This window comes from Lascolabacillus sp. (genome assembly GCF_028696275.1).
GTDB classification, from domain to species: Bacteria; Bacteroidota; Bacteroidia; order Bacteroidales; family Dysgonomonadaceae; genus Proteiniphilum; species Proteiniphilum massiliensis.
Genome location: NZ_JAQVHI010000001.1, coordinates 15193 through 39050 on the forward strand (window position 1 = coordinate 15193; position 23858 = coordinate 39050).

Below are 23858 nucleotides of genomic sequence, written 5' to 3' on the forward strand. Positions count from 1 at the left end.
AAGAAAGAGGCATTAATGATGCCTCTGTTTTTACATTTAAATCGAGTTAATTGCTTAAAGAATAACAAATCGTAACAAAAGTAATATTGAAATGCAAAACAAAGGATTCATTAGAGTCTTCAGTATTATCCTAACAGCTATTTGTTTGTTTTATCTCTCATTTACAGTAGTGGGGAGACAATACAACAAAAAAGCGGATCAATATGCAAATGGAGACTTAGCCCTGAAGAATCATTATCTTGATTCACTGTCAACCGAGAAAGTGTATCTAAATTACACACTAAACCAAGTTCGCGAGAAAGAAATCGGATTAGGCCTTGACCTTAAAGGTGGTATGAACGTAATTCTGGAAATAAATGCAGCAGAAGTTCTGGCATCACTTGCTAATACCGATGACCCTCAATTTAATCAGGCTTTAAGAGAAAGTGTAAACCAGAATCGCCGTGGTAGCTCTTCTGACTTTATTTCACTATTCCAGCAAAATTATGAGCAGATTAACCCTGATGGTAAGCTTGCAAACATTTACAGCATCACTATGCCTGACAGAGTTACACCTAACTCAACAAATGATCAGGTTATAGCAGTTCTAAGAGCAGAATTGTCAAGTGTTGCTGATAACTCATTTAACGTATTGGCTACACGTATCGACCGCTTTGGTGTTGTTGCACCTAATATTCAGCGACTCGACCGTGCTGAACGTATCCTCGTGGAACTTCCTGGTATTACAGAACCAGAACGTGTACGTAATCTTCTTCAGGGAAGTGCAAATCTGGAGTTTTGGAAAACATACAATGTGAACGAATTAGGTATGTACCTAAATGAGTTAAACTCAAGATCAAGCGAGTATGCTTTGGCTATGAGAACCAGTTCAATGGTTGAACCTACTGATTCTGTTGCTGAAGAAGGCTTAATCGAAACTGAAGATAGTTTAGCTACAGAAGATTTTACCGAACTTGAAGAAGAAAAAAAAGTTATAATAGATAAGAGTTTTATTGAATACTTCAATGAACCATACTTCGCTATGAGCGGAATAGGTGGTCCTGTACTTGGAACTGTATCAAAACTTGATACTGCTTCAGTAAACTTCCTACTGCAACGATATAAAACTCTATTCCCTGCTGATGTGAATTTTAAATGGGGATTCAAAGCTATTGATCAGCATGAGACATATTTCCAGCTATTTGCTCTTAAAGGTGATGGCAGTAGCCGTGGACCTGCATTGACTGGTGATGTGGTTACTAATGCTAAGGCTGACCAGGGACAAAATGGTACTGCTTGGGAAGTAAGCATGACAATGAACTCTGCTGGAGCAAGTCGCTGGGCTACTATTACTGGTGCAGAGATTGGCAATTCAATTGCAATAGTACTTGATGGATATGTTTATTCTGCTCCGAGAGTAAATGACCGTATTGAAGGAGGACGCTCATCGATCTCAGGTGATTTCTCATCTCAGGAAGCTCAGGACTTGGAGAATGTATTGAAATCGGGTAAAATGCAAGCCGGTATTCGTATAGTACAGGAAGATGTAGTTGGTCCTTCTTTAGGACAAGAAGCTATTAAAGATGGATTTATTTCGTTCATTATAGCATTGGTTGTTCTATTTATATTTACTATGATGCTCTATGGATTTGTTCCGGGCACAGTAATAAACGTGGCACTTTTGCTTAACTTCTTCTTTACATTGGGAATTCTAGCTGCATTCCAGGCAGTTCTTACTCTTCCGGGTATTGCGGGAATGATTCTTTCACTTGCTATGGCAGTTGACGCTAACGTACTTATTAATGAGCGTATTAAAGAAGAACTTGCTACAGGTAAATCATTACGTCGTGCTTTGGACGATGGATACAAGAATGCATTCTCTGCAATTTTCGACTCTAACTTAACAACTATTATTACTGGTATCATTCTTGTAATATTTGGTGTTGGAGCTATCAGAGGATTTGCAGTAACTCTTATTATTGGTATTGCTGCATCATTCCTTACAGCTGTATTCATTACACGTATGTTTTATGAATACCAGTTATCAAGAGGAAAATGGCAGAATCTTACATTCCAAACACATTTCTCAAGAGCAATTTACAGAGAGTATGCTTTTGATTTCCTTAAAAACAGCAAGAATGTAATTATTGGAATTGCAATATTTGTAGTTGTAAGTATTGCATCACTGTTTACACTTGGACTGAATTCAGGTATCGACTTCACAGGTGGACGTAACTATATCGTTCGCTTTGATCAGCCAGTAAATACTCAAGATGTTGAAGATGCTCTGGTTCCATACTTTGGTGAATCAGTACGTGTTATTACCATAGGTTCAAGTAATCAGGTAAGGGTATCTACAAACTATATGATAGAAGAAGATGGTACAAATGTGGAAGAAGAACTTCGTGATCTGCTTGGTCAAGGTATGGCTGAATTTATGACACCTGGTATGAGTATTGATGATCATATAATGAGTTCTCAGAAAGTGGGACCAAGTATTGCAGAAGATATGCTTAACAATGCTTTCTTATCATTGCTGATAGCTCTTATATGTATGGGATTATATATAATGTTCCGTTTTAATAATTGGGGATTCTCTATGGGAACTGTTGCTGCTCTTGCTATTGATGCATTCTCTGTGATAGGTTTATATTCTCTGCTTTGGAGAGTGATGCCATTCTCAATGGAAATGGATCAAACTTTTGTTGCAGCAATTCTTACAATTGTGGGTTACTCTATTAACGATAAGGTGGTAGTATTTGACCGTGTGAGAGAGTATATGACTCTTTATCCTAAACGTGGACTAAGAGAGCTTTTCAATGATTCAATGAATGCCACTCTTGCACGTACTATTAATACAGGTTTGAGTACGATACTTGTGATAATAGTTATACTATTACTTGGTGGAGATGCTGTAAGAAGCTTCGTATTTGCAATGTTGATTGGTGTGGTTGTAGGTACTATCACCAGTTTATTTATTGCTGCCCCTGTTGCATACAAAATTATGTTGAAGAAAAATAAGAAAGAGATTGTTGCAGCATAATAATACAACAACTTAACTTTCTATTAAAAATAATTTATAGGGCAGCTATATGGCTGCCCTATTATTTGCCACAATAGCTCAGTTGGTAGAGTAACGCATTCGTAACGCGTAGGTCGCGAGTTCGATCCTCGCTTGTGGCTCATTTGTTTACCCTTTTTTATTATTAGGAATTTTATTATCTTTGTGTATGTCAGCACTAGCTGATATCAAATTTCATATCTATTTACTATGCAGGTATTAATGGGGAAAATCTCCCAAATAATTGGTCCTGTTGTTGATGTACGTTTTGAGTTATCAGATTCAGAAGAAATAAAATTACCCGCGATTAATGACGCACTTTATGTAAATCGTAATGACGGGCAAGAAGTATTCCTTGAGGTTCAACAGCACATAGGAGAAAATATTGTTCGCACTGTAGCTATGGAGTCGACAGACGGATTGATACGTGGACTTCAGGTTAAGGCTTTAGGAAGACCTATAAGTGTGCCAGTTGGTGAACAAATTAAGGGTCGACTACTGAATGTTGTTGGTAGACCTATTGATGGTCTCTCAAAACTTAGCAGAGATAAACAGTATCCTATACATCGTGAGGCTCCCAAGTTTGAGGACCTAATAACAACAGAGGAAATTCTTCACACAGGTATAAAAGTTATCGACTTACTTCAACCATATCTAAAAGGTGGTAAAATTGGTCTTTTTGGCGGAGCCGGTGTTGGGAAGACAGTTATCATAATGGAGCTCATCAACAATATTGCTAAAGGACACAAAGGGTATTCAGTTTTTGCAGGAGTAGGTGAACGTACACGCGAGGGTAATGACCTGCTTCGCGAGATGATTGAATCTGGGGTGATAAAATATGGCAAGGAGTTCAAAAAAAGCATGGATGAGGGCAAATGGGACTTGAGTAAGATTGATTACGAAAAGCTCAAAGAATCTCAGACAACCCTTGTGTTTGGTCAGATGAATGAACCGCCCGGAGCTCGTGCTTCGGTTGCACTGACTGGTTTAGCCGTTGCCGAATCATTTCGTGACTTAGGGGGTGAAGGTAGTGATACTTTATTGTTCATTGATAATATATTCAGATTTGTTCAGGCAGGTTCTGAGGTATCTGCCCTTCTTGGAAGAATGCCATCGGCAGTTGGTTATCAGCCCACACTGGCATCAGAGATGGGTACACTTCAGGAAAGAATTGCTTCAACAAAGTTTGGTTCTATTACTTCTGTTCAGGCTGTATATGTACCTGCGGATGACCTCACAGACCCTGCTCCCGCAACTACTTTTAGTTATCTGGATGCATCAACTGTACTTAGCAGAAAAATTGCATCACTTGGTATATATCCTGCAGTTGATCCTTTAGAGTCATCATCACGTATATTAGAACCATCAATTGTTGGTGAAGATCATTACAATACAGCAATGCGTGTGAAACAGATTTTACAGCGTTATAAAGAATTACAGGATATAATTTCAATCCTTGGGATGGAAGAGTTGTCTGATGAAGACAGGATGACGGTTAACCGTGCCCGTAAAGTGCAACGCTTTCTGTCACAACCATTCTTTATGGCTGAACAATATACCGGGCAACCTGGAGTTATGGTATCTATTCAGGATACTGTTAAAGGATTCCAAATGATACTTGATGGTGAAATGGATAAATATCCAGAAGCTGCATTTATGAGTGTTGGAACTATTGAAGAGGCAATTGAAAAGGGCAATAAACTGATTGAGCAGAGTAATAATAAATAAGTATTTAATATTAGATTAATTATGAAACTGGAGATAATAAGTCCCGAAAAGACATATTTTAAAGGTGATGTTGATTCTGTAACCTTACCTGGCATTTTGGGGCCTTTCCAGATACTAAACAACCATGCTCCGCTTATATCATTATTAACCAAAGGTCTGATTGAATTCTCTACAAATGGTCATATAAAAGAGATGAAAATATCCGACGGTTTTGTAGAGGTAAGTAATAATAATATTACAGTTTGTATAGACCCAATAAAGAAAAAAGTAAAACTGGATGAATAAGCTAACGAAATATTTCTTGATATTTCATACTGTCATGATTTTCGCCGCAGGGGTAATTGTATGGTTTGCACTAAAACTACTTTTCCCTGATATGATAGTTAGAGGTTTCATTACAATTCCTTTATATTTCTATCTGATGGAAATAATTTTCATCCTAAGATTCAGAAGGACACCTCTTGATAATCCTGCTCATTTAGTGAATCTATATATATTAATTAGGGTAATTAAAATTTTCACTTCATTCGCAGTTATATTACTTTACTGGATTATTCACCAACCGGGTATAAAGAGCTACGCTTTGACATTTATTATATTCTATCTCATTTCTCTTATTTGGGAAACCTTTATTTACTTAAAGATGGAGAAGTTTATCAAATATATTGGTGAACAGAACAAGCATCCAAACGATCACGAGCGTATAGATTTATGAAACATATATTATTCTTGATTGTTTTATTTTCTTTTTCTACGGTCAATTGGACGGTGGGAGCAGAAACTAATAACATTTCAACAAGCAGTACAAAATATGAGGAGGAGTTAAATGTAAAAAAGCTCATACTTGAACATTTGTCTGACTCCTATGAGTGGCACATTTTTAGTACTGAAAAAAGAGATATAACAGTTCATCTTCCTGTAATACTCTATAGTAATGAAACAGGGTGGCATTTTTTCCTTTCCTCTAAACTTCATAATATTGATAATAACTACAAAGGTTTCGGTATTGCTACAAATGGAAAATATAAGGGAAAGATAGTTGAAAGAGTTACGTCAGGTGAGGAAACACGTCCACTTGACCTATCAATTACTAAAAATGCAGCATCTTTGTTATTAAGTTCTTTCTTACTTATAATAATCATATTGAGTGTAGCAAATTCAATTAAAAGAGATCCTCTGAAACCTCAAAAAGGTTTTGCTGGAACGATGGAGATGTTTATTTTAATGATTAATAATGAGGTTATTAAACCTGCAATAGGAGAAGATTACAAACGATACTCCCCATATTTGCTGACAATATTTTTCTTTATTTTCTTCAATAATCTGCTGGGATTGTTTCCACTTTTCCCGGGTGGAGCAAACGTGACAGGGAACATTTCTGTTACTGTTGTGTTAGCAATAGGTACTTTTCTCGTTGTCAATTTAACTGGTACTAAGAAATATTACAAAGAGTTATTCTGGCCTGACACTCCGGTTTGGTTGAAAGTGCCTTTCCCACTTATGCAGATAATTGAGATTGTGGGAACATTAACCAAACCCTTTGCATTAATGATTCGTCTTTTCGCAAACATAATGGCGGGTCATGCAATAGTATTGGGATTAACATCTTTGATCTTTGTCACTGTAAGTCTGGGAACTGCAATAAATACATCAATGTCAGTTGTATCAGTTATTTTTACCATTTTTATTGTATTTGTTGAGCTTTTAGTAGCCTTTATCCAGGCATATGTATTTACTCTATTATCTTCAGTATTTATTGGGTTAGCTAGGGAAAAAGAAAAAGAAAAAGAAAAAGACAGAAAAGAACTGGCTGTTGAGAAATTATCAGAGCCAACTAGCCATTTAGAATTATAAAAAACTTATATAAAATCAGTATTAAAATAAAAACTAAATTATGGAATTACTATCAGTATTACTACAGTCTGCAGGAGGACTGGAGACAATGGGTACCACAATAGGTGTTGCAATAGCAGTTATAGGTGCCGCAATAGGTATTGGACAAATTGGTAAAGCAGCTGTGGAGGGTATTGCCCGTCAGCCTGAAGCTGGTTCCGATATTCGTACAACAATGATTATCTCAGCTGCACTTATTGAAGGTGTTGCACTTTTTGCAATTGTAGTCTGCGGTTTTATACTTTAAAAATTAAAATATGTCGCTTTTAACACCCGATCCAGGACTAGTCTTTTGGATGTCATTATCTTTCGGAATAGTAGTTCTTATTCTGGCAAGATTTGCTTTCCCTGTTATAATTAAAGCAGTAGATAAAAGAACACTTTTTATCGAAAATTCAGTAAAGTCTGCTAGAGAAGCAAATGAAGAACTGTCAAAGATAAAAGAGACTGGCGCCAGGATTCTGGCTAAAGCATACAAAGAGCAGAATGCTATACTAAAAGAGACAGCCAGAATTAAAGAGGAAATATTACAAGAAGCGCACGCAAAGGCTAGTCAGGAAACTGAAAGAATGATAGCAGAGGCACGTAAACAGCTTCAAGTTGAAAAAGAGCAGATTCTTAGGTCAATAAGAGGTGAAGTCTCACTAATGTCTGTGACACTTGCTGAAAAGATCCTGAGAGAGAAACTTGGTAAGGATAAAGAACAATTGAAAATGATTGATCGCCTGCTTGATGAAATTGAAATATCTAAATCTTAAGTAATATGAATACAGGACTAATTTCAACCCGTTATGCTACTGCTTTACTGGATTATTCTATTGTATCAGGTCAGGAGAAAGAGGTATACGGTAGAATGAAAACCCTGTCTGAAGTTTACTTGCTTGTACCACAGCTACGAACAGCTCTAGCAAACACTGCAATTTCAAACAAGAATAAGAAACAAATTATTTTCACTTCAATTGGTGGTAGCGTTCCATCATCTTTGGATAAAATGATAGATCTCATTTTAAAGAATGAAAGAGTAGAGGTTATTTTATTTATTGCACTTAGATATATAGAGCTTTATAGGGAAAGATTTGGAATACAATATGGCAAACTTATCACAGCTGTTCCAATAAACAAAGAAAATGAAGAGAAGATTATATCTCGTATAAGTAATATAGTAGGAGAAAATCTGGAAATAGAACCTGTCGTTGATCCTGATTTAATTGGAGGATTTGTTTTACATTTAAATGATTTAAGGTGGGATGCAAGTGTAGCGGGTGAACTGACACGTTTTAAGAATAAGATTAAAAGACTGGAAGCTGAAAATGCTTAGATAGTATTAGTGAAAAGGAGAAATAATGGCAAATAATTCAATAAAGGTTAGTGAAGTTTCTGAAATACTCAGAATGCAGCTTGAAGGATTTGATACTGATGTAAAGTTCGATGAAACAGGGACTGTTATCAGTGTAAGTGATGGTGTTGTTCGAATTTTTGGACTTCGCAATGCTGAATCAAACGAGTTGCTTGAATTCGATAATGGTATGAATGCCATCGTCATGAATCTGGAAGAGGATAATGTAGGTGCAATTCTGCTTGGAACTTCAAGTGATATTAAAGAGGGCTTTACTGTTAAGAGAACTGGTCGAGTTGCTTCTATATTCGTGGGTGAGGGTATGCTCGGACGTGTCATCTCACCATTAGGAGAACCTCTTGATGGCAAAGGGCCAGTTAAAGGTGAGTTGTTTGAAATGCCACTTGAAAGAAGAGCACCTGGTGTGGTATTTCGTCAGCCTGTTGATACGCCATTACAGACAGGTATAAAGGCTGTTGATGCAATGATTCCAATTGGGCGTGGACAAAGAGAACTTATTATTGGCGACAGGCAAACAGGAAAAACCAGTATAGCAATAGACACTATACTTAACCAAAGAAAAAATTACGAAGAGGGAGATCCGGTATATTGTATCTATGTTGCCATAGGTCAAAAAGGGTCATCTGTTGCATCAATACTAAAGACATTAACAGATCATGGGGCAATGGATTACACTACTATAATATCAACAAGTGGATCTGATCCTGCAGCTATGAGATATATAGCACCATTTGCAGGTGCTGCAATAGGTGAGTTTTTTCGTGATACAGGTAGAAATGCACTTGTTGTATATGACGATTTATCAAAACAGGCAGTTGCATATAGAGAGGTTTCTCTGATTCTTAGGCGTCCTTCAGGGCGTGAAGCATATCCTGGTGATATTTTTTATCTGCACTCAAGATTACTAGAAAGAGCAGCTAATATTATTGATCAGGAGGATGTAGCAGTAAATATGAATGATTTGCCTGAAAGTTTATCAGAAAAAGTAAAAGGAGGAGGTTCATTGACTGCACTACCCATTATTGAAACACAGGCAGGTGACGTGTCAGCTTATATCCCTACTAATGTTATTTCTATTACTGATGGTCAGATATTTTTAGAAACTGATCTTTATAATAAAGGAATTCGACCTGCAATTAATGTTGGAATATCTGTTTCCCGAGTTGGGGGAAATGCACAGATAAAAGCGATGAAGAAAGTTGCGGGATCATTAAAAATAGACCAGGCTCAATATCAGGAATTGGCTGCATTTTCAAAATTTGGTGGTGATATGGATCCAGTGACAGCAATGACAATTGATAAAGGACAGAAGAATGAGCAACTTTTAATACAACCTGTTCACAGCCCAATGAGTGTGGAAAAACAGATTGCAGTTCTTTATTGTGGCACACATGGTTTATTAAAGAATCTACCTCAGGAAAGAATACACGAATTTGAGAAGGAATTCCTTACAACCCTAGAAATGACCCATAAAGATGATGTTCTTAAACCATTAAGTGAAGGGACTATGACTGATGAAATAGGTAGAATAATAGAGAGTGTAGCCTCTAAAGTGATTCAATCTATTTTGTAAATATTATGGCACAACTTAAAGAGATAAAAAGCAGACTTCAATCCGTTAAATCAACTCAAAAGATTACTACGGCTATGATGATGGTCGCTTCCGCCAAATTGCGTAAGACACAGAACATCATCCAGCACCTGTATCCTTATGAAGAGAAACTTAGTCAAATTCTGAATATGTTTCTTAATCAGGAAGAGGGTTTTAGTACTCCCTTTACTAAAAAACGCCCTGTTGAGCGAGTTGCTATTGTAGCTTTTTCTTCAAATACAGGTCTCGCAGGAAGATTTAACGACAATATTGCGACTAAACTTGAGTCGGTAATTGATTCATATCTCCATCTGGGAAAAGAAAACATACTGATTTATACGTTTGGAGCTAAAATTGCCAAGGCTGTAGCTAAGATGGATATGCATGTTTCAAAAGATTATTCTGAAGAAAGTGCAAATCCATCTTATGAATTTATGCAGAATATTGCAAACGATTTGATGGATCAATTTTTAAATGAAGAGATAGACCGTGTGGAATTAATATATCACCACTTCATAAGTAAAGGTTCACAGGTTATTCTACAAGAGACATTTCTCCCAATTGAGCTACATAGTGGTATTAAATCAAATTTGGAAGGTGTAATTGAAAAAAGTTATGACAAACAATTAATGCCTGATTACATAATAGAGCCAGACAGATTGACCATAATGGAGAAACTTTTACCCAAAGTTTTAAAGGTAAAGCTTTTCACAAGCCATGTAGACTCTGTCACATCTGAACATGCTGCACGTATGACTGCCATGCAGATTGCTAATGATAATGCTGACAACTTAATTGAAGAGTTAACAAGAGAATATAATAAATTGCGTCAGGAGTCGATTACAAATGAACTTCTTGATTTAATAGGCGGTTCTTTAGGAAAATACTAAAATTAATCAGAGACTCTTATTAATTGACTCAATATAATTCAAAAGCTCTTCCCTACCCTGTTTTTTCTCTGAAGAAGTAATAAAAACAGGTGGCAGCTCCTCCCATGTTTCCAGTAATTTTTCTTTGTAGGCATCTATGTTTTGCTGCAAGCGGACAGGTCCCTGCTTATCCGCTTTTGTAAATACTATAGAAAAAGGTATACCATTTTCACCAAGCCATTCCATAAACTCAAGATCAATTATTTGGGGTTCGTGACGTGAGTCTACCAATACAAACAGATTCAATAACTGATCACGTTCCATAATATAATCCTCTATTATTTCTCTTATTTTTTCGCGTCCCTCTTTCCCTCTTCTGGCATAACCATATCCGGGTAAATCCACAAGATACCATTGTTCATTAATAAGAAAATGATTTATCAGCATTGTCTTACCAGGTTTAGAAGAGGTCATTGCCAACCCTTTGCGATTGGTTAACATATTGATTAAAGAGGACTTCCCCACATTTGATCTACCTATAAAAGCATATTCAGGTTTACCATCTTGAGGACACTTTTTATAATCACTATTACTAATAATAAATTCAGCTGACTTAATAATCATTCTACTTATATTTTTTAATCAATTACATTTTAAAGTCTACAGTCAAAAAAACACATAATTGTTTAAATAAACAGTTCTGAATTATATAAAATATCTGACTATATAAACTTGTTTCCCTAAATAGCCAATTAAAATTAAACTAATCGTTTATTATTTCTTAAAGATACAGCATAAAGACCGACACCAGTTATCAATCCATTTAGAAGTAAAAGCTCATATCCAACACGATAGTTGAAAATCTTCAATATAACTACTTCTATTATAAAACAGAGTACAGGTGCTGAAATTGCAACATATGGAACAAATTTATCAGTAGGTTTTACTTTTGTATAAAGTCCAAAGAAATATAAACCAAGTAATGGTCCATACGTATATGATGCCAGCTTATATATTGCATTAATAATACTGTCAGAACCAATAGCTTCTATCAGTAGAATAATTAATACAAAAACAGCACTTATTGTTACATGTGCAATTCGGCGTGTTCTTACATCTTTTTTCTCCTGCTCTTTATTTAGTGAAACTGCATTCATATTTAAAATATCAACGCAAAAAGAGGTTGTAAGAGCAGTAAGTGCTGAGTCTGCACTTGAGAAAGCTGCTGCAACTATACCTACCACAAATATTCCAAGTACTACAGGTCCTAAATACTGACTTGAGATTACTGGTAGAATTTCATCAGAGATTGCTGGCAAAACAATACCATTTTGCTCAGCATAAATCAGTAATAATACACCAAGACTTAGGAAAAGGAAGTTGATTGGTGCAAAAGCGAATCCATATGAAACAACATTCTTTTGAGCATCCTTCAATGTACGTATTGTAAGGTTCTTCTGCATCTGATCCTGATCAAGTCCTGTCATCACAATAGTAATAAACATTCCGCTAAAAAACTGTTTAAAGAAATTCTGAGTACTTGTCCAGTCATCAAATACAAATATCCTTGAATGAGGACTTCCGCTGATAATTGTTACCATTCCTCTAAAATCAATATTCATACTCTTATTCACCTGCCATACGATAAGTATCAGTGCAGTAATAAAAAGAATAGTCTGCAACCAGTCAGTCCAAATAATTGTCTTTATTCCACTCTTATGACTATATAACCAAATAATCATTATTATACCAATAACCGTAACTACAAACGGTACTCCCCATGCATCAAAAACAAGTCGCTGCAAAATAAACGCAACTAAATACAGCCTTGCAGCTGCACCTACAATTTTAGAAATAAGAAAGAACCAGGCCCCTGTCTTGTATGACTTGGGTCCATATCTTTGATCAAGATATCCATATATTGTAGTCAGATTCAACCTGTAGTATAGAGGTAACAGAACATATGCAATTACAAGGTACCCAAAGAAAAAGCCCAATACCATCTGCATATATGTCATATCAAGATTTCGCACCATCCCGGGGACTGAAACGAATGTAACTCCTGAGATTGATGTCCCTATCATTGCTATGGCTACAACATACCATTTTGAAGATTTGTTTGCGCGAAAAAACTCATCATTTCCAGAGCCTTTACGACTTGTGAGATATGATATCAACATCAGTACCCCAAAATATACTACAATGACTATTAAAATATATGCTGACTTCATGTGGTTTATTTATGATTATTAGCAAGGTTATAATAATATTCTACCAGCTCATTGAATGTATCAAATTTTATTGAGTAATTATCTGTCTTACCAAACCCATATGTCATGTAAACAAAAGGTACTCCTGCTTTAGATGATTCAACACTATCTGAGTCAGTATCACCAACATAAACTGGTGATTTAAGATCGTGTTTATCAACAAGCAGTTGCATATTGTGATGTTTAGGTTTCAGATTCATTCCATGCTCCATGTAATCAGTAATAAGATGACCAGTATTAGTGTGATTCATAAAATTCACCAAACCATCTTTTTCACAGTTACTCAAGAGAAACAGTTTATATTCCTTTGAAAGCTGCTCCAGACCTTCCAGTACACCATCATAAACAAGTGGTTCCATTACCGGTACCAAATCCTGGTAAGCATCAATTACGGCATCAAATAATTTGTTATGCATATCCTCAGTCCATTCAGGAATAATAGTATTTAGCATAACTCTGGCCTCTTTACCCATCAAGCCTATTATATCATCTCTTGTAACCGTTTTTTTATATCCACACTTTTCGAATCCTGCAGTCCATGCTTTAGCATACGTATTTACATTATCCCAAAGAGTGCCATCCATATCTAAAATTAAACTATCCGGTTTTACCACTTCTGTCATTTTTTTTGTCAGCAAAAATACTCAACTAAGCATTAAGGGGCAAATAAATAGGTCTAAAAAACAAAATAGTATTATGTTTGTTTTAAATTCAAATACGAATGCTCTCTAAAATAAAAACAGACTTTATAATATATGGCCAAAGACAAAGTATGTCTGATTATTAACCCGGCTTCCGGTACAGATTCCAAGAAGAACATACCTGAAGATGTAGCATCAGCTATAGATCAGAAAAAACAGGACCTTATAATTCGTGTAACAGGTTATCCTGAACATGCAACAGAGATAGCCAGACAAGCCGCAAAGAAAAAATACAAATATGTTATTGCTGCCGGTGGAGATGGTACAGTTAACGAGGTTGCCAGAGAACTGGTCAATACCGACACAATATTGGGTATATTACCCTTAGGGTCAGGAAATGGACTTGCTAGAGATTTAGGAATACCTATTGATATTGAAAAGGCTCTTGAAATAATAATCAATGCACATACAAGAAAAATTGATTATGGAGTTGCTAACGGACATATCTTTTTCTGCACCTGTGGATTTGGTTTTGATGCATTTGTAAGTGGCAGATTTGCCGAAGACAAGAAACGAGGACCATTAGGATATGTAAGAAATGTTCTGGAAAGTGTAGTTGATTTCAGAGCTGAGGAATATGAAATCACATATGATGAAGGATCACTTACAGAGAAGGCATTTATACTCACCTGTGCCAACGCTTCACAATATGGCAACGAAGCATATATTGCACCAAACGCGAGTATGGATGATGGAATGATGAATGTGTCAATTCTTAAACCTCTAAATGCTCTTGAGATCCCGCAAACAACTATACAACTATTCACAAAGAACATTGAAAAGAATAGTAAGATGATATCACTGTTGACACAGAAACTCCATATAAAACGTGCCTCCCCGGGGTTAATGCATATGGATGGAGAGCCGGTACTAACAGATTCCGAAATAGAAGTCAGGGTTATACCTAAAGGACTAAATGTATTCACTCCCACTCCATCTGAGATTAATGAAAAAAAGCGCAAAGAGAATGAAACCATTTTCAATTCGCTTACCAGATGGTTTAATTAAACCTACCTTTTCTTCCAGACTGTAACCTGAAGAATTCTTTTCTCAGAAAGTCTTGATGATTTTTTCCTGATCTGTATTAAATCTTGTGGCTCTGAATGAAGAACGAAGTTATTATTAAGCAGACTACTAATACCATCAAATGAAGTTACAGGTTCACCATCCTGTTTGAATCCTCCCGGCCATTTGTCACGAGGCGTTTTCTTCTGATCCCATTGATAATCAGAAGCAATCACAAGTAACCCTCCATCATTAACTCTAGTATGGATATCTGATAGAAATGCTTTAGGATCGCTCAACTCTTCTAACAAAGAAGGTACTACAATCAGGTCATAACCGGAATAGATATCCTTTAAGTTCATAGCATCAGCCTGCATAAATAAAAGACTACCCTTTATTTCATTCAACCCAAAATCGCTAAGTACAATATCACGGTAAAACATAAGTTCCCCCTCATCCCTCATTGTATATCGAACATATCCCTGCTCCTGCAATTGAATAGGAATACGAATCATTCGTGCTGTAAAATCGAGAGCTGTAACATCTTTAAAACTTCTCGCCAGTTCAAAAGCCAGTCGCCCCGTATCAGCATTTAAATCTAAAATCCGAGAATCAGAATTATTCTTAATTAAATCATTTATAATCACAGAAAGCTGCCTTGCAAGATTTGGTTGATCAGAGTAAGCATCACCCCAATTTTCTTCACATGAAAGAGTTACCTCCTCATCTGTCTCATAATCTGCCTGTTGAATTTTCAGAGGAGCATCAGACTCAACATATCTGAATCCGGCATGCTGATAAAAATGCCTCCTGAAAGCATAGCGTGAATGAATTGTCGCTTCATTACCTGTTGAGATCCATGAACCACCTTTAATAAGATTATGCTTTCCGTCAAACGTAGGAGTTGAAAAATCATCATACATTGGATGCACCTTAAATCCAGGGAATCCGGTTATAGGAGTTTCAGTCCATTGCCATACATTTCCAACAACATCAAAAAACTGCCCTTGTACAAACATATTTACAGGACAAGGTGATGAATAGTATTCCAGATTAATATTACCCGGAGCCTTCTCCCACTCAGTAACCTCATTTAATTGAGCCACACCGTGCAATCGATACCACTCAGCTTCAGTAGGCAAACGAAAGTTCTTGCCAGTCTTCATACTTTTCCAGTTACAAAAAGCTTTCGCTTCGAGATAGTTCACTTCTACAGGCCAGTTCCATGGCATAGGAATCTCTTCTGCTACAAGTCGTAGATAATATTCTTTTTCATACTTACGCCAAAACAAAGGCATCTCAGCCTGCTTAAAATTTCTCCAGTTCCACCCCTCTTCTGTCCAGTAATTTTCATTATTATAACCTCCATCCTCGATAAATTCTAGAAATTCTCCATTAGATGTCAAATATTTGGCAGCCGCAAAGTCAGAAACTTCCTCTTCATAGTTACCATACTCATTATCCCATCCATATAACGGATAATCCATAAGCTTACCTAATTTCATTTTTGCACCACTTACCGGAACAAGTTCATTTTTCGGTGCATCACCTGAACTTGGACAACGAACCCCAAAGAGCCCCGGAGTCAAATCCTCTAAAGGTAGCTGTCGAATCAGAACGGAAGAAGTCTCCAGATGAATCCTCTCATGTTCTATACCCATCATAATAATCCAGAAAGGACTATCCCAGTTGATTGGTAATTCAAGAGGAGCAGTATCAATTACCTCAAGAATTACTTTTTTAACCTCATCACGATAAACACATACCTCATGCACTGGTGGCCAGTCATAGTTATTATTATCCAAATCATCCCAACTCATCTCATCCACACCAATTGCAAACAGAGATTCAAATCTGGGATTAATCCTTTTACTTATAATTTTCGCAAGAAAAAGCTTATTAATGTAAAACACTGCTGTATGCCCCAGATAGAACAGAATAATATGCCTTAACGAGTCTCCACGCTTATAGAATATATCATCCGACTTTAGCTGAGTATACAGTAGTTCATCTATCGCCCATGTTTTCAGAAAGTAATCACGTATTTCTTCTCTTTTAGCTTCTGAAGATCCAGAACGTAAATCAATGGTTTTAGTAATCAAATCAGTCATGTTAAACATTAAAATTTTTATATAAATATATTTTTCTCATTTGGAACTCTTCCGTAGGAGAGCTCATCTTAGTTTGTGATATTTCGGCGACCCGGCTAAACCCCAGTTTTTGATATAATGACAGAGCAGGTCTGTTTTTTTCCCAAACACGAATTACTGCACCTGAATATTTATATTTTTCCAATCCTATAAGCCTGTCAATCAAAGCTGTAGCAAGACCGTTTCGTCTGAAATCACTATCCACTATTACTTCAGCAATATAAACGATATTATCATGCTTTACATTATCTAATACACCTATGGGAAACTCTTTATCGAAACTTAAAGTAGTTGCAAGTGTAAAGGCAACAATCTCTTCATTATATATAGCTATATACCCAAAACCATTCTCAATTAAAAACTCAACGGTCTCCTCAGCATCTGCCTTATCTATATATTGTGCATATTCGCCCTGAGTAAAGGCAGTCAGGTACAGATCAATCAATCTGCTTTTAAGCATTGGGTAATTGAATCGATCAAGACTTAAAATTCTGAATTTAAAATTAGAATCCTCCATACTCGATTTTACTATTCAACAATCATGCGCATGGTATGTTCACCATCCACCAACGCTTCCACCTCCACCTCCCATTCCTGAGAAGCCTCCGCCAAATGATCCACTGCTCCAGTTGCCACCACCTGATGATGATGGCTGGGTTGCAGCATGACTAACTGTATTAGATAATGTACTATTCAGAGCATGACCAAACAGAGCTGCATTAACATATGTACCCCTGTACCAAGCTGGCTGATACGCCTCGGGCTGGACTGCAGAGGAGAGAAGAGCCTTTTCAAATTTCTCACCCCAAACCTCTTCCATTTCAAGAGCTATGGCATAAGGAAGCAACTCCTCAAATTTCTCCGGAGTAACCGATGGGGGATTAAAAAACTGCATTCGTTTCTCCTCAGCAACATCCAGATACATCTTTAGTCCTTTAATATTAGATCTATAATGAAGCTTCCTTTCACCCGGGCGAACAATTTGTATTGCATATATTATATATAGAATAGAAAGTAATGGAATTGTAATAAACAGAGCTGTTCTGTTTACTTCGAAATGCATTAAACTATTGTTGATAAAGTAAAATAGAATTATAATATACAGCACAAATCCAAGCCAGGGTACTACATGAAATTTAATATTTATTCCCTCATCCAAGACAGGTCTGAACTGTTTGTTCAAGCTCTTCTTGTAATTCTGCATCATTTTAGCTACATCTCTATCATATTTACCATCCAGACGTATATTGTCGTCTGAATAAAAAAGTTCGCGTAAAACAACAGCCTCTTCAGCAGGCAGTTTACTATAATCATTATTAAGGCGAGTCAATGAAAACACCCTATCCTTACGGATTCCGAACAGTCCTTTCTTCTCAATAATCTCTTCAATAGATAGATACCCTTTTACAGACAGATTAACAATTGAAGCAGTAATAAGATCATCAATAAAATAACCCTTATGAAGCATTCCCACCGCAGCAGGAGAGAGTCCGTCTGGTGGAGAAAACTGAGGGATGGCTACCGGTTTAGGAGGATCCACTCCATACTTTTTCCATGTTATTCGATAATAAACTGATAATAATAGAATAAAAACAGCACTAACTACAGCCATCCCGTTTTTATCAAACCATGAAAATACATTTGTCTCAAAGCCGGCAGGTTGATTAACAACACCTTTTGTAAAACCTACTGATACAGTAAGCATCTCGTTTGATGGCAAATTGTTTACAACAGTTGTCAATGAACCATCTTCATTAATTTCAGAGATGCAATCACTCTCTTTATCACCAAATCTTCCTGTATAACAGTGTGAACTAATTATATTTGCACCCGTTGGTAGTCTTACAACAGAACTAACACTATCTATCATTTTTCCGGATATACCATTTACGTTCCAGCTTAGTTCATCATAATCTTCATAAAAACCTATCTGACCGGCTGTTTCATAATATATTTCATAAATATAGAAACCGGGATCAAGAAATATATTCCTGTCTCCAACGTAAATAATCAAATCACCACCCTCTCTCTCCGTGAAGTAATTAACAGGACTTCCATTCATAAGTACCTCACTCACCGAATAATCTATACTTATCCTGTTATTCTGGATATCTCTTCTTGTCAAAGGGAGTGATCTTGTTATACCTCTTTTGAATACATCACCTTTTGAAAATATCCTTATCTCCTCCTTTACCCGGATCATTCCAGACTCTTCTATCGTGACATCAGAATAAAAAGTGTATATCTTCTCCTCCTGAGCTATTATTGACACAGAGGATAAAAGCAGAATTATTGATAGATAAATATATCGCATTAGAATTGAACTTGAGGAACAGCTTTCTCAGCCTCGTTTTCCAACTCAAAGAAAAGTGATTTTGTAAATTTGAACATTCCTGCAATGACATTGCTTGGAAAAGTATCAACAAGAATATTATTTTCACGTACAGTACCATTATAATATCGTCTCGACTTCTCAATATCAGATTCTATCAAACTAAGCTGGTTCTGCAACTGCAAAAAGTTTTGGTTTGCCTTAAGTTCAGGATACTGTTCTGCTACAGCCAGAAGTCTTATAAGTGCTGCATTTAAATTATTTTCAGCAGCCTCCTGTGATTTAATATCTTGTGCCTGCATAGCACCGGCTCTTGCCTGGGTAACATTCTCAAATGTTTCTCTTTCGTGAGAAGCATATCCCTTTACTGTTTCAACAAGGTTCGGTATCAGATCGTGACGTTTTTTCAACTGAACATTTATGCCACTCCAAGCTTCCTGAACCATAGTACGAAGTTTAACAAGCTTGTTATAGATTGATACTCCATACATTATAACAATTATTACAAGAATAAGTAACACAAGAAGTAATGTACCCATAGATTTAATTTTTTAAAATTGATATATTATTTTAAACAAAAACCAAACTGTTAAAGTTTAGTTATAATAAACAAACAAATGTTTCTCACTCATAAAATTACAAAATTATTTGCTACGTTTATATAAAAATTGATGCGTATTTTAATCCTGTTTAATCTATTATTTAGATATATCGAACAAGAATGACGTAAAATCGTTTATCTAATAGAAATTTACTGATGCCAAAAACAATTTGAATTTTATGAAAAACTTTATTTTTCAGAACCCTACAAAACTGGTTTTTGGAAAGGGGCAGATAGAAAAGCTTTCAGAGCTGATACCACTTGATGTAAATCTTTTAATAACATACGGTGGTGGTAGTGTTACCAAGAATGGAGTTTATGATCAAGTAAAAAAAGCTCTAAAAGGAAGAAGTTATACAGAATTCTGGGGTATTGAGCCCAACCCTCGAGTAGAAACGCTCAGAAGAGCTATTGCACTTGGAAAAGTAAAAGAGATAAATTATATACTTGCAGTAGGTGGAGGTTCAGTTTTGGATGGAACTAAACTGATTGCTGCCGGAATAGTTTCTGATAAAGATGCATGGGAGATTGTATTAAGTGGAGTAGCAGAGAATCAGATTCCATTCGCTTCGGTAATGACTGTGCCGGCTACCGGATCTGAGATGAATGGAGGGGCTGTAATCACAAGAGAAGAGACACATGAAAAATTTTCTTTTGGTGGTGATTATCCCCAATTCTCTATTCTTGATCCTGAAGTAACCTATTCATTATCAGACCATCAGATAGCTTGTGGACTTGCTGATGCTTATACACATGTACTTGAACAGTATATGACAACCACAGGTCAATCAAGAATCATGGACAGGTGGGCCGAAGGCTTACTTTTGTCAATTATTGAAATTGCTCCAAAAATAAAAGAATCTCCTAATGATTATGAACTGATGGCTGACTATATGCTATCGGCCACTCTCGCTCTTAACGATTTCATAAGAATGGGCATTTCACAGGATTGGGCTACTCATCAGATTGGCCACGAATTAACCGCATTGCATGGAATCACACATGGGCATTCATTAGCAATAGTTATGCCCGGTACATTGAGAGAACTGAAAGTGCAGAAACATGATAAACTTCTTCAGTATGGTGAGCGTATATTCAATATCACTGAAGGCACTGAAGAGGATAGAGTGAATAAAGCAATTGAGAAGACTGAAGAGTTTTACCGTTCGCTTGGTCTAACAACAAGGCTCTCAGAGGAAAACGTAGGCGAAGATACTATTGAAACAATAGCTCGTCGCTTTAATGATCGTGGAGTAGCATATGGTGAAAACCGTAATGTTACAGGTGATGTTGCAAGAGAAATCTTACGAAAATGCATTTAGTCATTAATGTTTATTAGGACTAACAGACAACTGATTTCCCATTGCGACTTTAATAAATACCTTTTTTTTTGTATGTTTGTGTTTCAATTTATCAGTATGAGCACAATTTTACTTAGTATAGGTTCCAACACATTTGCGAAAACAAATATAGATAAAGCTAAACGAATGCTTTCTTATCTATTTCCAGGAATCATTTTCAGTGAACCAATTTTATCTGAACCTGAAGATGATAGTTTTAAATATCTGTTCCGAAATATTCTGGCAAGTTTTGAAACAGATCTCTCACAGGAAGAGATAATAGAAAAGATTAAGCAGACAGAAAGAGCTGTTGGACGTACCCCTAAAGATAAATATCAGGGCAAGGTAGTTATAGATATCGATCTTCTGAAGTATGGTGAAGAGATACTAAGACCACAGGATTTTGAGAAGGAGTATATTCAGCAACTATTGGCCATTTTTGTGATACCTGAGCCGACTAACCAAACAACATCGCCTGATGAACTTGATTCATTGGAAGAATCTGATATATAGAATTTATTAATTTAGCCTGGTAATTGATTTAACACCTTTTACTGCTTTTAGTTTTTTAATCAGTTGTTCCAACATCGAGGTATTGGCAAGCATAACAGCGATGTTACCCTGGAATAGACCATCATTTGAGTCAATTGAAATTGACCTCATCTGGATGCCTTCCTCTTTTGATATTATAGACATTAGGTTAGCTACAATATTAATCTGGTCGTTTCCGATTACTCTAAGTATAATAGTGTAATTGGAAGAGCCTGTTTTGCCTGACCAGCGGGCTTTTAATATTCTGTATCCATAGCGTGAGAAAAGATCTTGCGCATTAGGACAACTGAATCTATGTATTTTTATCCCCTGTGATGAAACAAAACCAAATATCTCATCACCATAAATAGGATTACAACATTTAGCAAGTTTATAATCGATCCCCGTAAGATTCTGATCTATTATCAGTTCATCTGCACTTGTATTCTCAATACCCGGGGTTTTTAATGTAAACTCTTCAGCACTTACTGTTGAGTGTGATTCTCTGATTTCATTACTCCTGCTTTCTATCTCAAGATAACGGTCAATTACCCAGTTTATATCATTCTTTCCATTTGCAATATCAACATAAAAATCTGTAACAGTCTTGTATTTAAGCTTTTTAATCAATTGCATTAGATGAGAATCATCCAGATCAATCTTGCGGTTTTTCATCCTTCGCAAAAGGGTCTCCTTTGCAATATCAACCTGTTTACCAGCCTCCTCTTTTAGTAACTGGCGAATTTTTGTCTTGGCTTTGGATGTTACAACACTATTAAGCCAATCCTGTTTAGGGGTTTGATGCGAGGAGGTGTTGATCTCAACCTGATCACCACTTTTTAGAACATGTTTAATAGGAACATTTTTACCGTTAACTCTACCCGACATGCAGGTAGCACCTAATTTTGAATGTATTGAGAATGCAAAATCAAGAACTGTTGCACCTTTAGGCAATTTAAAAAGATCACCTTTTGGTGTGAATACAAAAATCTCTTCATCATAAAGGTCAAGCTTAAAATCAGACAACTTCTGTGTCAGGTTGGTTTCCTTGTCATCCAGCGACTCTCTAAGAGACTTGAGCCATTCATCAAGACCTGATTCACTCTTTAATCCTTTATATTTCCAGTGAGCTGCTAAACCTCGTTCAGCAATCTCATCCATTCTTTTTGTTCGTATCTGCACCTCAACCCATTTCGAACCCGGGCCCATTACAGTTATATGCAGTGACTCATAACCATTGCTTTTAGGTATTGACAACCAATCTTTTAATCTCTTCGGATTGGGTTGATACATATCAGTAATTATGGAGTAAACCTGCCAGCATTGCGCTTTTTCCTGCTCTAAAGGTGCATCCAGAATTACACGAATTGCAAAAAGGTCATAAATATTTTCGAATTCAATCTTCTGCTTTTTAAGTTTGTTATATATCGAGTTGATAGACTTTGTACGCCCCTTAATATCATACTTAAAACCAGTGTTGTTTAGTCGCTGCTTCACCGGCTCAATAAACTCTGCAATATATTTTTCTCTGGAACGCTTTGTTTCATTTAGTTTACCGGCTATAAAATCGTAAGTTTCCCTGTCGGTATATTTCAATGATAGATCCTCAAGTTCAGACTTAATGGTATAAAAACCCAACCTGTGGGCAAGCGGTGCATAGAGATAAGTTGATTCTACAGACAGATCCAGCCTCTCAGAACTTGTGGCCGATTTTGCCTCCCTCATCATTCTTAGGTGCTGAGCAATCATTATAAATACCACCCTTATATCTTCTGCTATAGAAAGCAGCAGTTTAATATAATTTTCTGACTCAACGGCAGATTTCTTGTCACTAAACTCACTGATTTTAAGAAGTCCATTAAGTATTACAGAGGTATCTTCACCAAAATCTGATCTAGCTCTCTCAACAGAGTAACTCCCATTTGAAACAGGATGAATAAGTAAAATGGCACATACAGAGGATTGCTTCAGACCGATCTCATCAATTGCCACTATTGTAGTTCTGATATCAGCCCAAAGTTCATTCTTGACATTATCCTGAGTTGTATCATCACATGACTGCAAATAGTTCAATAGTATCTGTTTGAGCAGTCCGATTCTCTCAATGCTCCATTCATCACGAAGTACTGAATATATCTTTTTGTAATGAACTAAAAACTCAATTTTATCTTTTTCCTGAATTTCGGTCATACCCCATTTCCTAAAAATAATCTCTACTTACTTTATTCTATCCGAAAAATGAATTAACTTTAAAATATAAATAAATACTGCATAGCAAAATTAATGATTTAATATTTATAAAAGCGGTAATTAATATGATTTTAGATAAGTTATTGGGCAAACAGAGTCCATACTTAGTACATATATAGCTCTTACCTTCTCCTTACCCGGTTCTTACCCTCCTCATTAAAATATTAGGAAGGTAAGAACCGGGTAAGAGCGAAACACCT

At 36.3% G+C, this 23858-nt stretch carries 21 protein-coding genes and 1 tRNA gene; 14 read left to right on the forward strand and 8 right to left on the reverse strand.

Annotated elements, in window-relative coordinates:
- Nucleotides 1-91 precede the first annotated feature (91 nt).
- The 11 genes from secDF (at nucleotide 92) to atpG (ending at nucleotide 10499) form a co-directional block, all read left to right on the forward strand.
- Nucleotides 92-3022, forward strand: coding sequence for a protein translocase subunit SecDF (secDF, locus tag PHO43_RS00075; protein WP_288010935.1), 2931 nt, complete (start codon nucleotides 92-94; stop codon nucleotides 3020-3022).
- A gap of 67 nt (nucleotides 3023-3089) precedes the next feature.
- Nucleotides 3090-3162 (forward strand) — tRNA-Thr (locus PHO43_RS00080).
- A gap of 88 nt (nucleotides 3163-3250) precedes the next feature.
- Nucleotides 3251-4768: a F0F1 ATP synthase subunit beta gene (gene atpD / locus PHO43_RS00085; RefSeq protein ID WP_288008747.1), complete on the forward strand. Its 1518-nt coding sequence runs from the start codon at nucleotides 3251-3253 to the stop codon at nucleotides 4766-4768.
- Nucleotides 4769-4789: 21 nt separating this feature from the next.
- On the forward strand, nucleotides 4790-5053 hold the full coding sequence (gene atpC, locus PHO43_RS00090; protein WP_197272014.1) for an ATP synthase F1 subunit epsilon: 264 nt from the start codon (nucleotides 4790-4792) through the stop codon (nucleotides 5051-5053).
- Entirely contained in the window at nucleotides 5046-5483 is a 438-nt protein-coding gene (locus PHO43_RS00095) for a hypothetical protein (RefSeq protein ID WP_045089418.1), read from the forward strand. Before atpC ends, PHO43_RS00095 begins: the two co-directional genes overlap by 8 nt.
- Complete coding sequence (atpB, locus tag PHO43_RS00100) at nucleotides 5480-6622, forward strand: F0F1 ATP synthase subunit A (RefSeq protein WP_288008744.1); 1143 nt, start codon at nucleotides 5480-5482, stop codon at nucleotides 6620-6622. Before PHO43_RS00095 ends, atpB begins: the two co-directional genes overlap by 4 nt.
- Nucleotides 6623-6662: 40 nt before the next feature.
- Nucleotides 6663-6908 carry an ATP synthase F0 subunit C gene (atpE, locus tag PHO43_RS00105; protein ID WP_288010937.1) on the forward strand — a complete coding sequence of 82 codons (246 nt, stop codon included), beginning with the start codon at nucleotides 6663-6665 and terminating at the stop codon, nucleotides 6906-6908.
- Nucleotides 6909-6918: 10 nt separating this feature from the next.
- Complete coding sequence (gene atpF, locus PHO43_RS00110) at nucleotides 6919-7419, forward strand: F0F1 ATP synthase subunit B (protein ID WP_053826469.1); 501 nt, start codon at nucleotides 6919-6921, stop codon at nucleotides 7417-7419.
- A 5-nt stretch (nucleotides 7420-7424) separates the two neighbouring features.
- Nucleotides 7425-7979 carry a F0F1 ATP synthase subunit delta gene (locus tag PHO43_RS00115; RefSeq protein WP_288010940.1) on the forward strand — a complete coding sequence of 185 codons (555 nt, stop codon included), beginning with the start codon at nucleotides 7425-7427 and terminating at the stop codon, nucleotides 7977-7979.
- 25 nt (nucleotides 7980-8004) lie between these two features.
- Nucleotides 8005-9591: a F0F1 ATP synthase subunit alpha gene (gene atpA / locus PHO43_RS00120; protein WP_053826471.1), complete on the forward strand. Its 1587-nt coding sequence runs from the start codon at nucleotides 8005-8007 to the stop codon at nucleotides 9589-9591.
- A 5-nt stretch (nucleotides 9592-9596) separates the two neighbouring features.
- Nucleotides 9597-10499: an ATP synthase F1 subunit gamma gene (atpG, locus tag PHO43_RS00125; protein ID WP_045089412.1), complete on the forward strand. Its 903-nt coding sequence runs from the start codon at nucleotides 9597-9599 to the stop codon at nucleotides 10497-10499.
- 6 nt (nucleotides 10500-10505) lie between these two features.
- Here the strand turns inward: atpG and yihA are convergent, their stop codons facing one another.
- The 3 genes from yihA to PHO43_RS00140 form a co-directional block, all read right to left on the reverse strand.
- A complete protein-coding gene (yihA, locus tag PHO43_RS00130) occupies nucleotides 10506-11102 on the reverse strand; it encodes a ribosome biogenesis GTP-binding protein YihA/YsxC (protein WP_045089411.1) in 597 nt (198 codons plus the stop codon).
- A gap of 134 nt (nucleotides 11103-11236) precedes the next feature.
- A complete protein-coding gene (locus PHO43_RS00135) occupies nucleotides 11237-12709 on the reverse strand; it encodes a sodium:solute symporter (protein WP_045089410.1) in 1473 nt (490 codons plus the stop codon).
- A gap of 5 nt (nucleotides 12710-12714) precedes the next feature.
- Complete coding sequence (locus PHO43_RS00140; protein ID WP_053826472.1) at nucleotides 12715-13371, reverse strand: HAD family hydrolase; 657 nt, start codon at nucleotides 13369-13371, stop codon at nucleotides 12715-12717.
- Between the two features lie 132 nt (nucleotides 13372-13503).
- Between PHO43_RS00140 and PHO43_RS00145 the strand changes: the two genes are divergently transcribed.
- A complete protein-coding gene (locus PHO43_RS00145) occupies nucleotides 13504-14457 on the forward strand; it encodes a diacylglycerol/lipid kinase family protein (RefSeq protein ID WP_045089408.1) in 954 nt (317 codons plus the stop codon).
- 2 nt (nucleotides 14458-14459) lie between these two features.
- On the opposite strand, the gene ovoA is transcribed toward PHO43_RS00145, so the two are convergent.
- The 4 genes from ovoA to PHO43_RS00165 are packed head-to-tail and all read right to left on the reverse strand — an operon-like array spanning nucleotide 14460 to nucleotide 19475.
- On the reverse strand, nucleotides 14460-16565 hold the full coding sequence (gene ovoA, locus PHO43_RS00150; RefSeq protein ID WP_288010943.1) for a 5-histidylcysteine sulfoxide synthase: 2106 nt from the start codon (nucleotides 16563-16565) through the stop codon (nucleotides 14460-14462).
- A gap of 1 nt (nucleotide 16566) precedes the next feature.
- The gene (locus PHO43_RS00155) at nucleotides 16567-17121 is read right to left on the reverse strand and encodes a GNAT family N-acetyltransferase (protein ID WP_045089407.1); all 555 of its coding nucleotides are present in this window, start codon (nucleotides 17119-17121) and stop codon (nucleotides 16567-16569) included.
- Between the two features lie 39 nt (nucleotides 17122-17160).
- A complete protein-coding gene (locus tag PHO43_RS00160) occupies nucleotides 17161-18918 on the reverse strand; it encodes a DUF2207 domain-containing protein (protein WP_045089406.1) in 1758 nt (585 codons plus the stop codon).
- Nucleotides 18918-19475 (reverse strand): LemA family protein, encoded by a 558-nt coding sequence (locus PHO43_RS00165; protein WP_045089405.1) that lies wholly within the window; start codon nucleotides 19473-19475, stop codon nucleotides 18918-18920. Before PHO43_RS00165 ends, PHO43_RS00160 begins: the two co-directional genes overlap by 1 nt.
- A 241-nt stretch (nucleotides 19476-19716) precedes the next feature.
- Between PHO43_RS00165 and PHO43_RS00170 the strand changes: the two genes are divergently transcribed.
- Nucleotides 19717-20859 carry an iron-containing alcohol dehydrogenase gene (locus tag PHO43_RS00170; protein ID WP_053826474.1) on the forward strand — a complete coding sequence of 381 codons (1143 nt, stop codon included), beginning with the start codon at nucleotides 19717-19719 and terminating at the stop codon, nucleotides 20857-20859.
- Between the two features lie 96 nt (nucleotides 20860-20955).
- Nucleotides 20956-21390, forward strand: a complete 435-nt coding sequence (locus tag PHO43_RS00175) for a 2-amino-4-hydroxy-6-hydroxymethyldihydropteridine diphosphokinase (protein ID WP_197272016.1) — start codon at nucleotides 20956-20958, stop codon at nucleotides 21388-21390.
- A 6-nt stretch (nucleotides 21391-21396) separates the two neighbouring features.
- Here the strand turns inward: PHO43_RS00175 and PHO43_RS00180 are convergent, their stop codons facing one another.
- On the reverse strand, nucleotides 21397-23598 hold the full coding sequence (locus PHO43_RS00180) for a RelA/SpoT family protein (protein ID WP_288008731.1): 2202 nt from the start codon (nucleotides 23596-23598) through the stop codon (nucleotides 21397-21399).
- Nucleotides 23599-23858 lie beyond the last annotated feature (260 nt).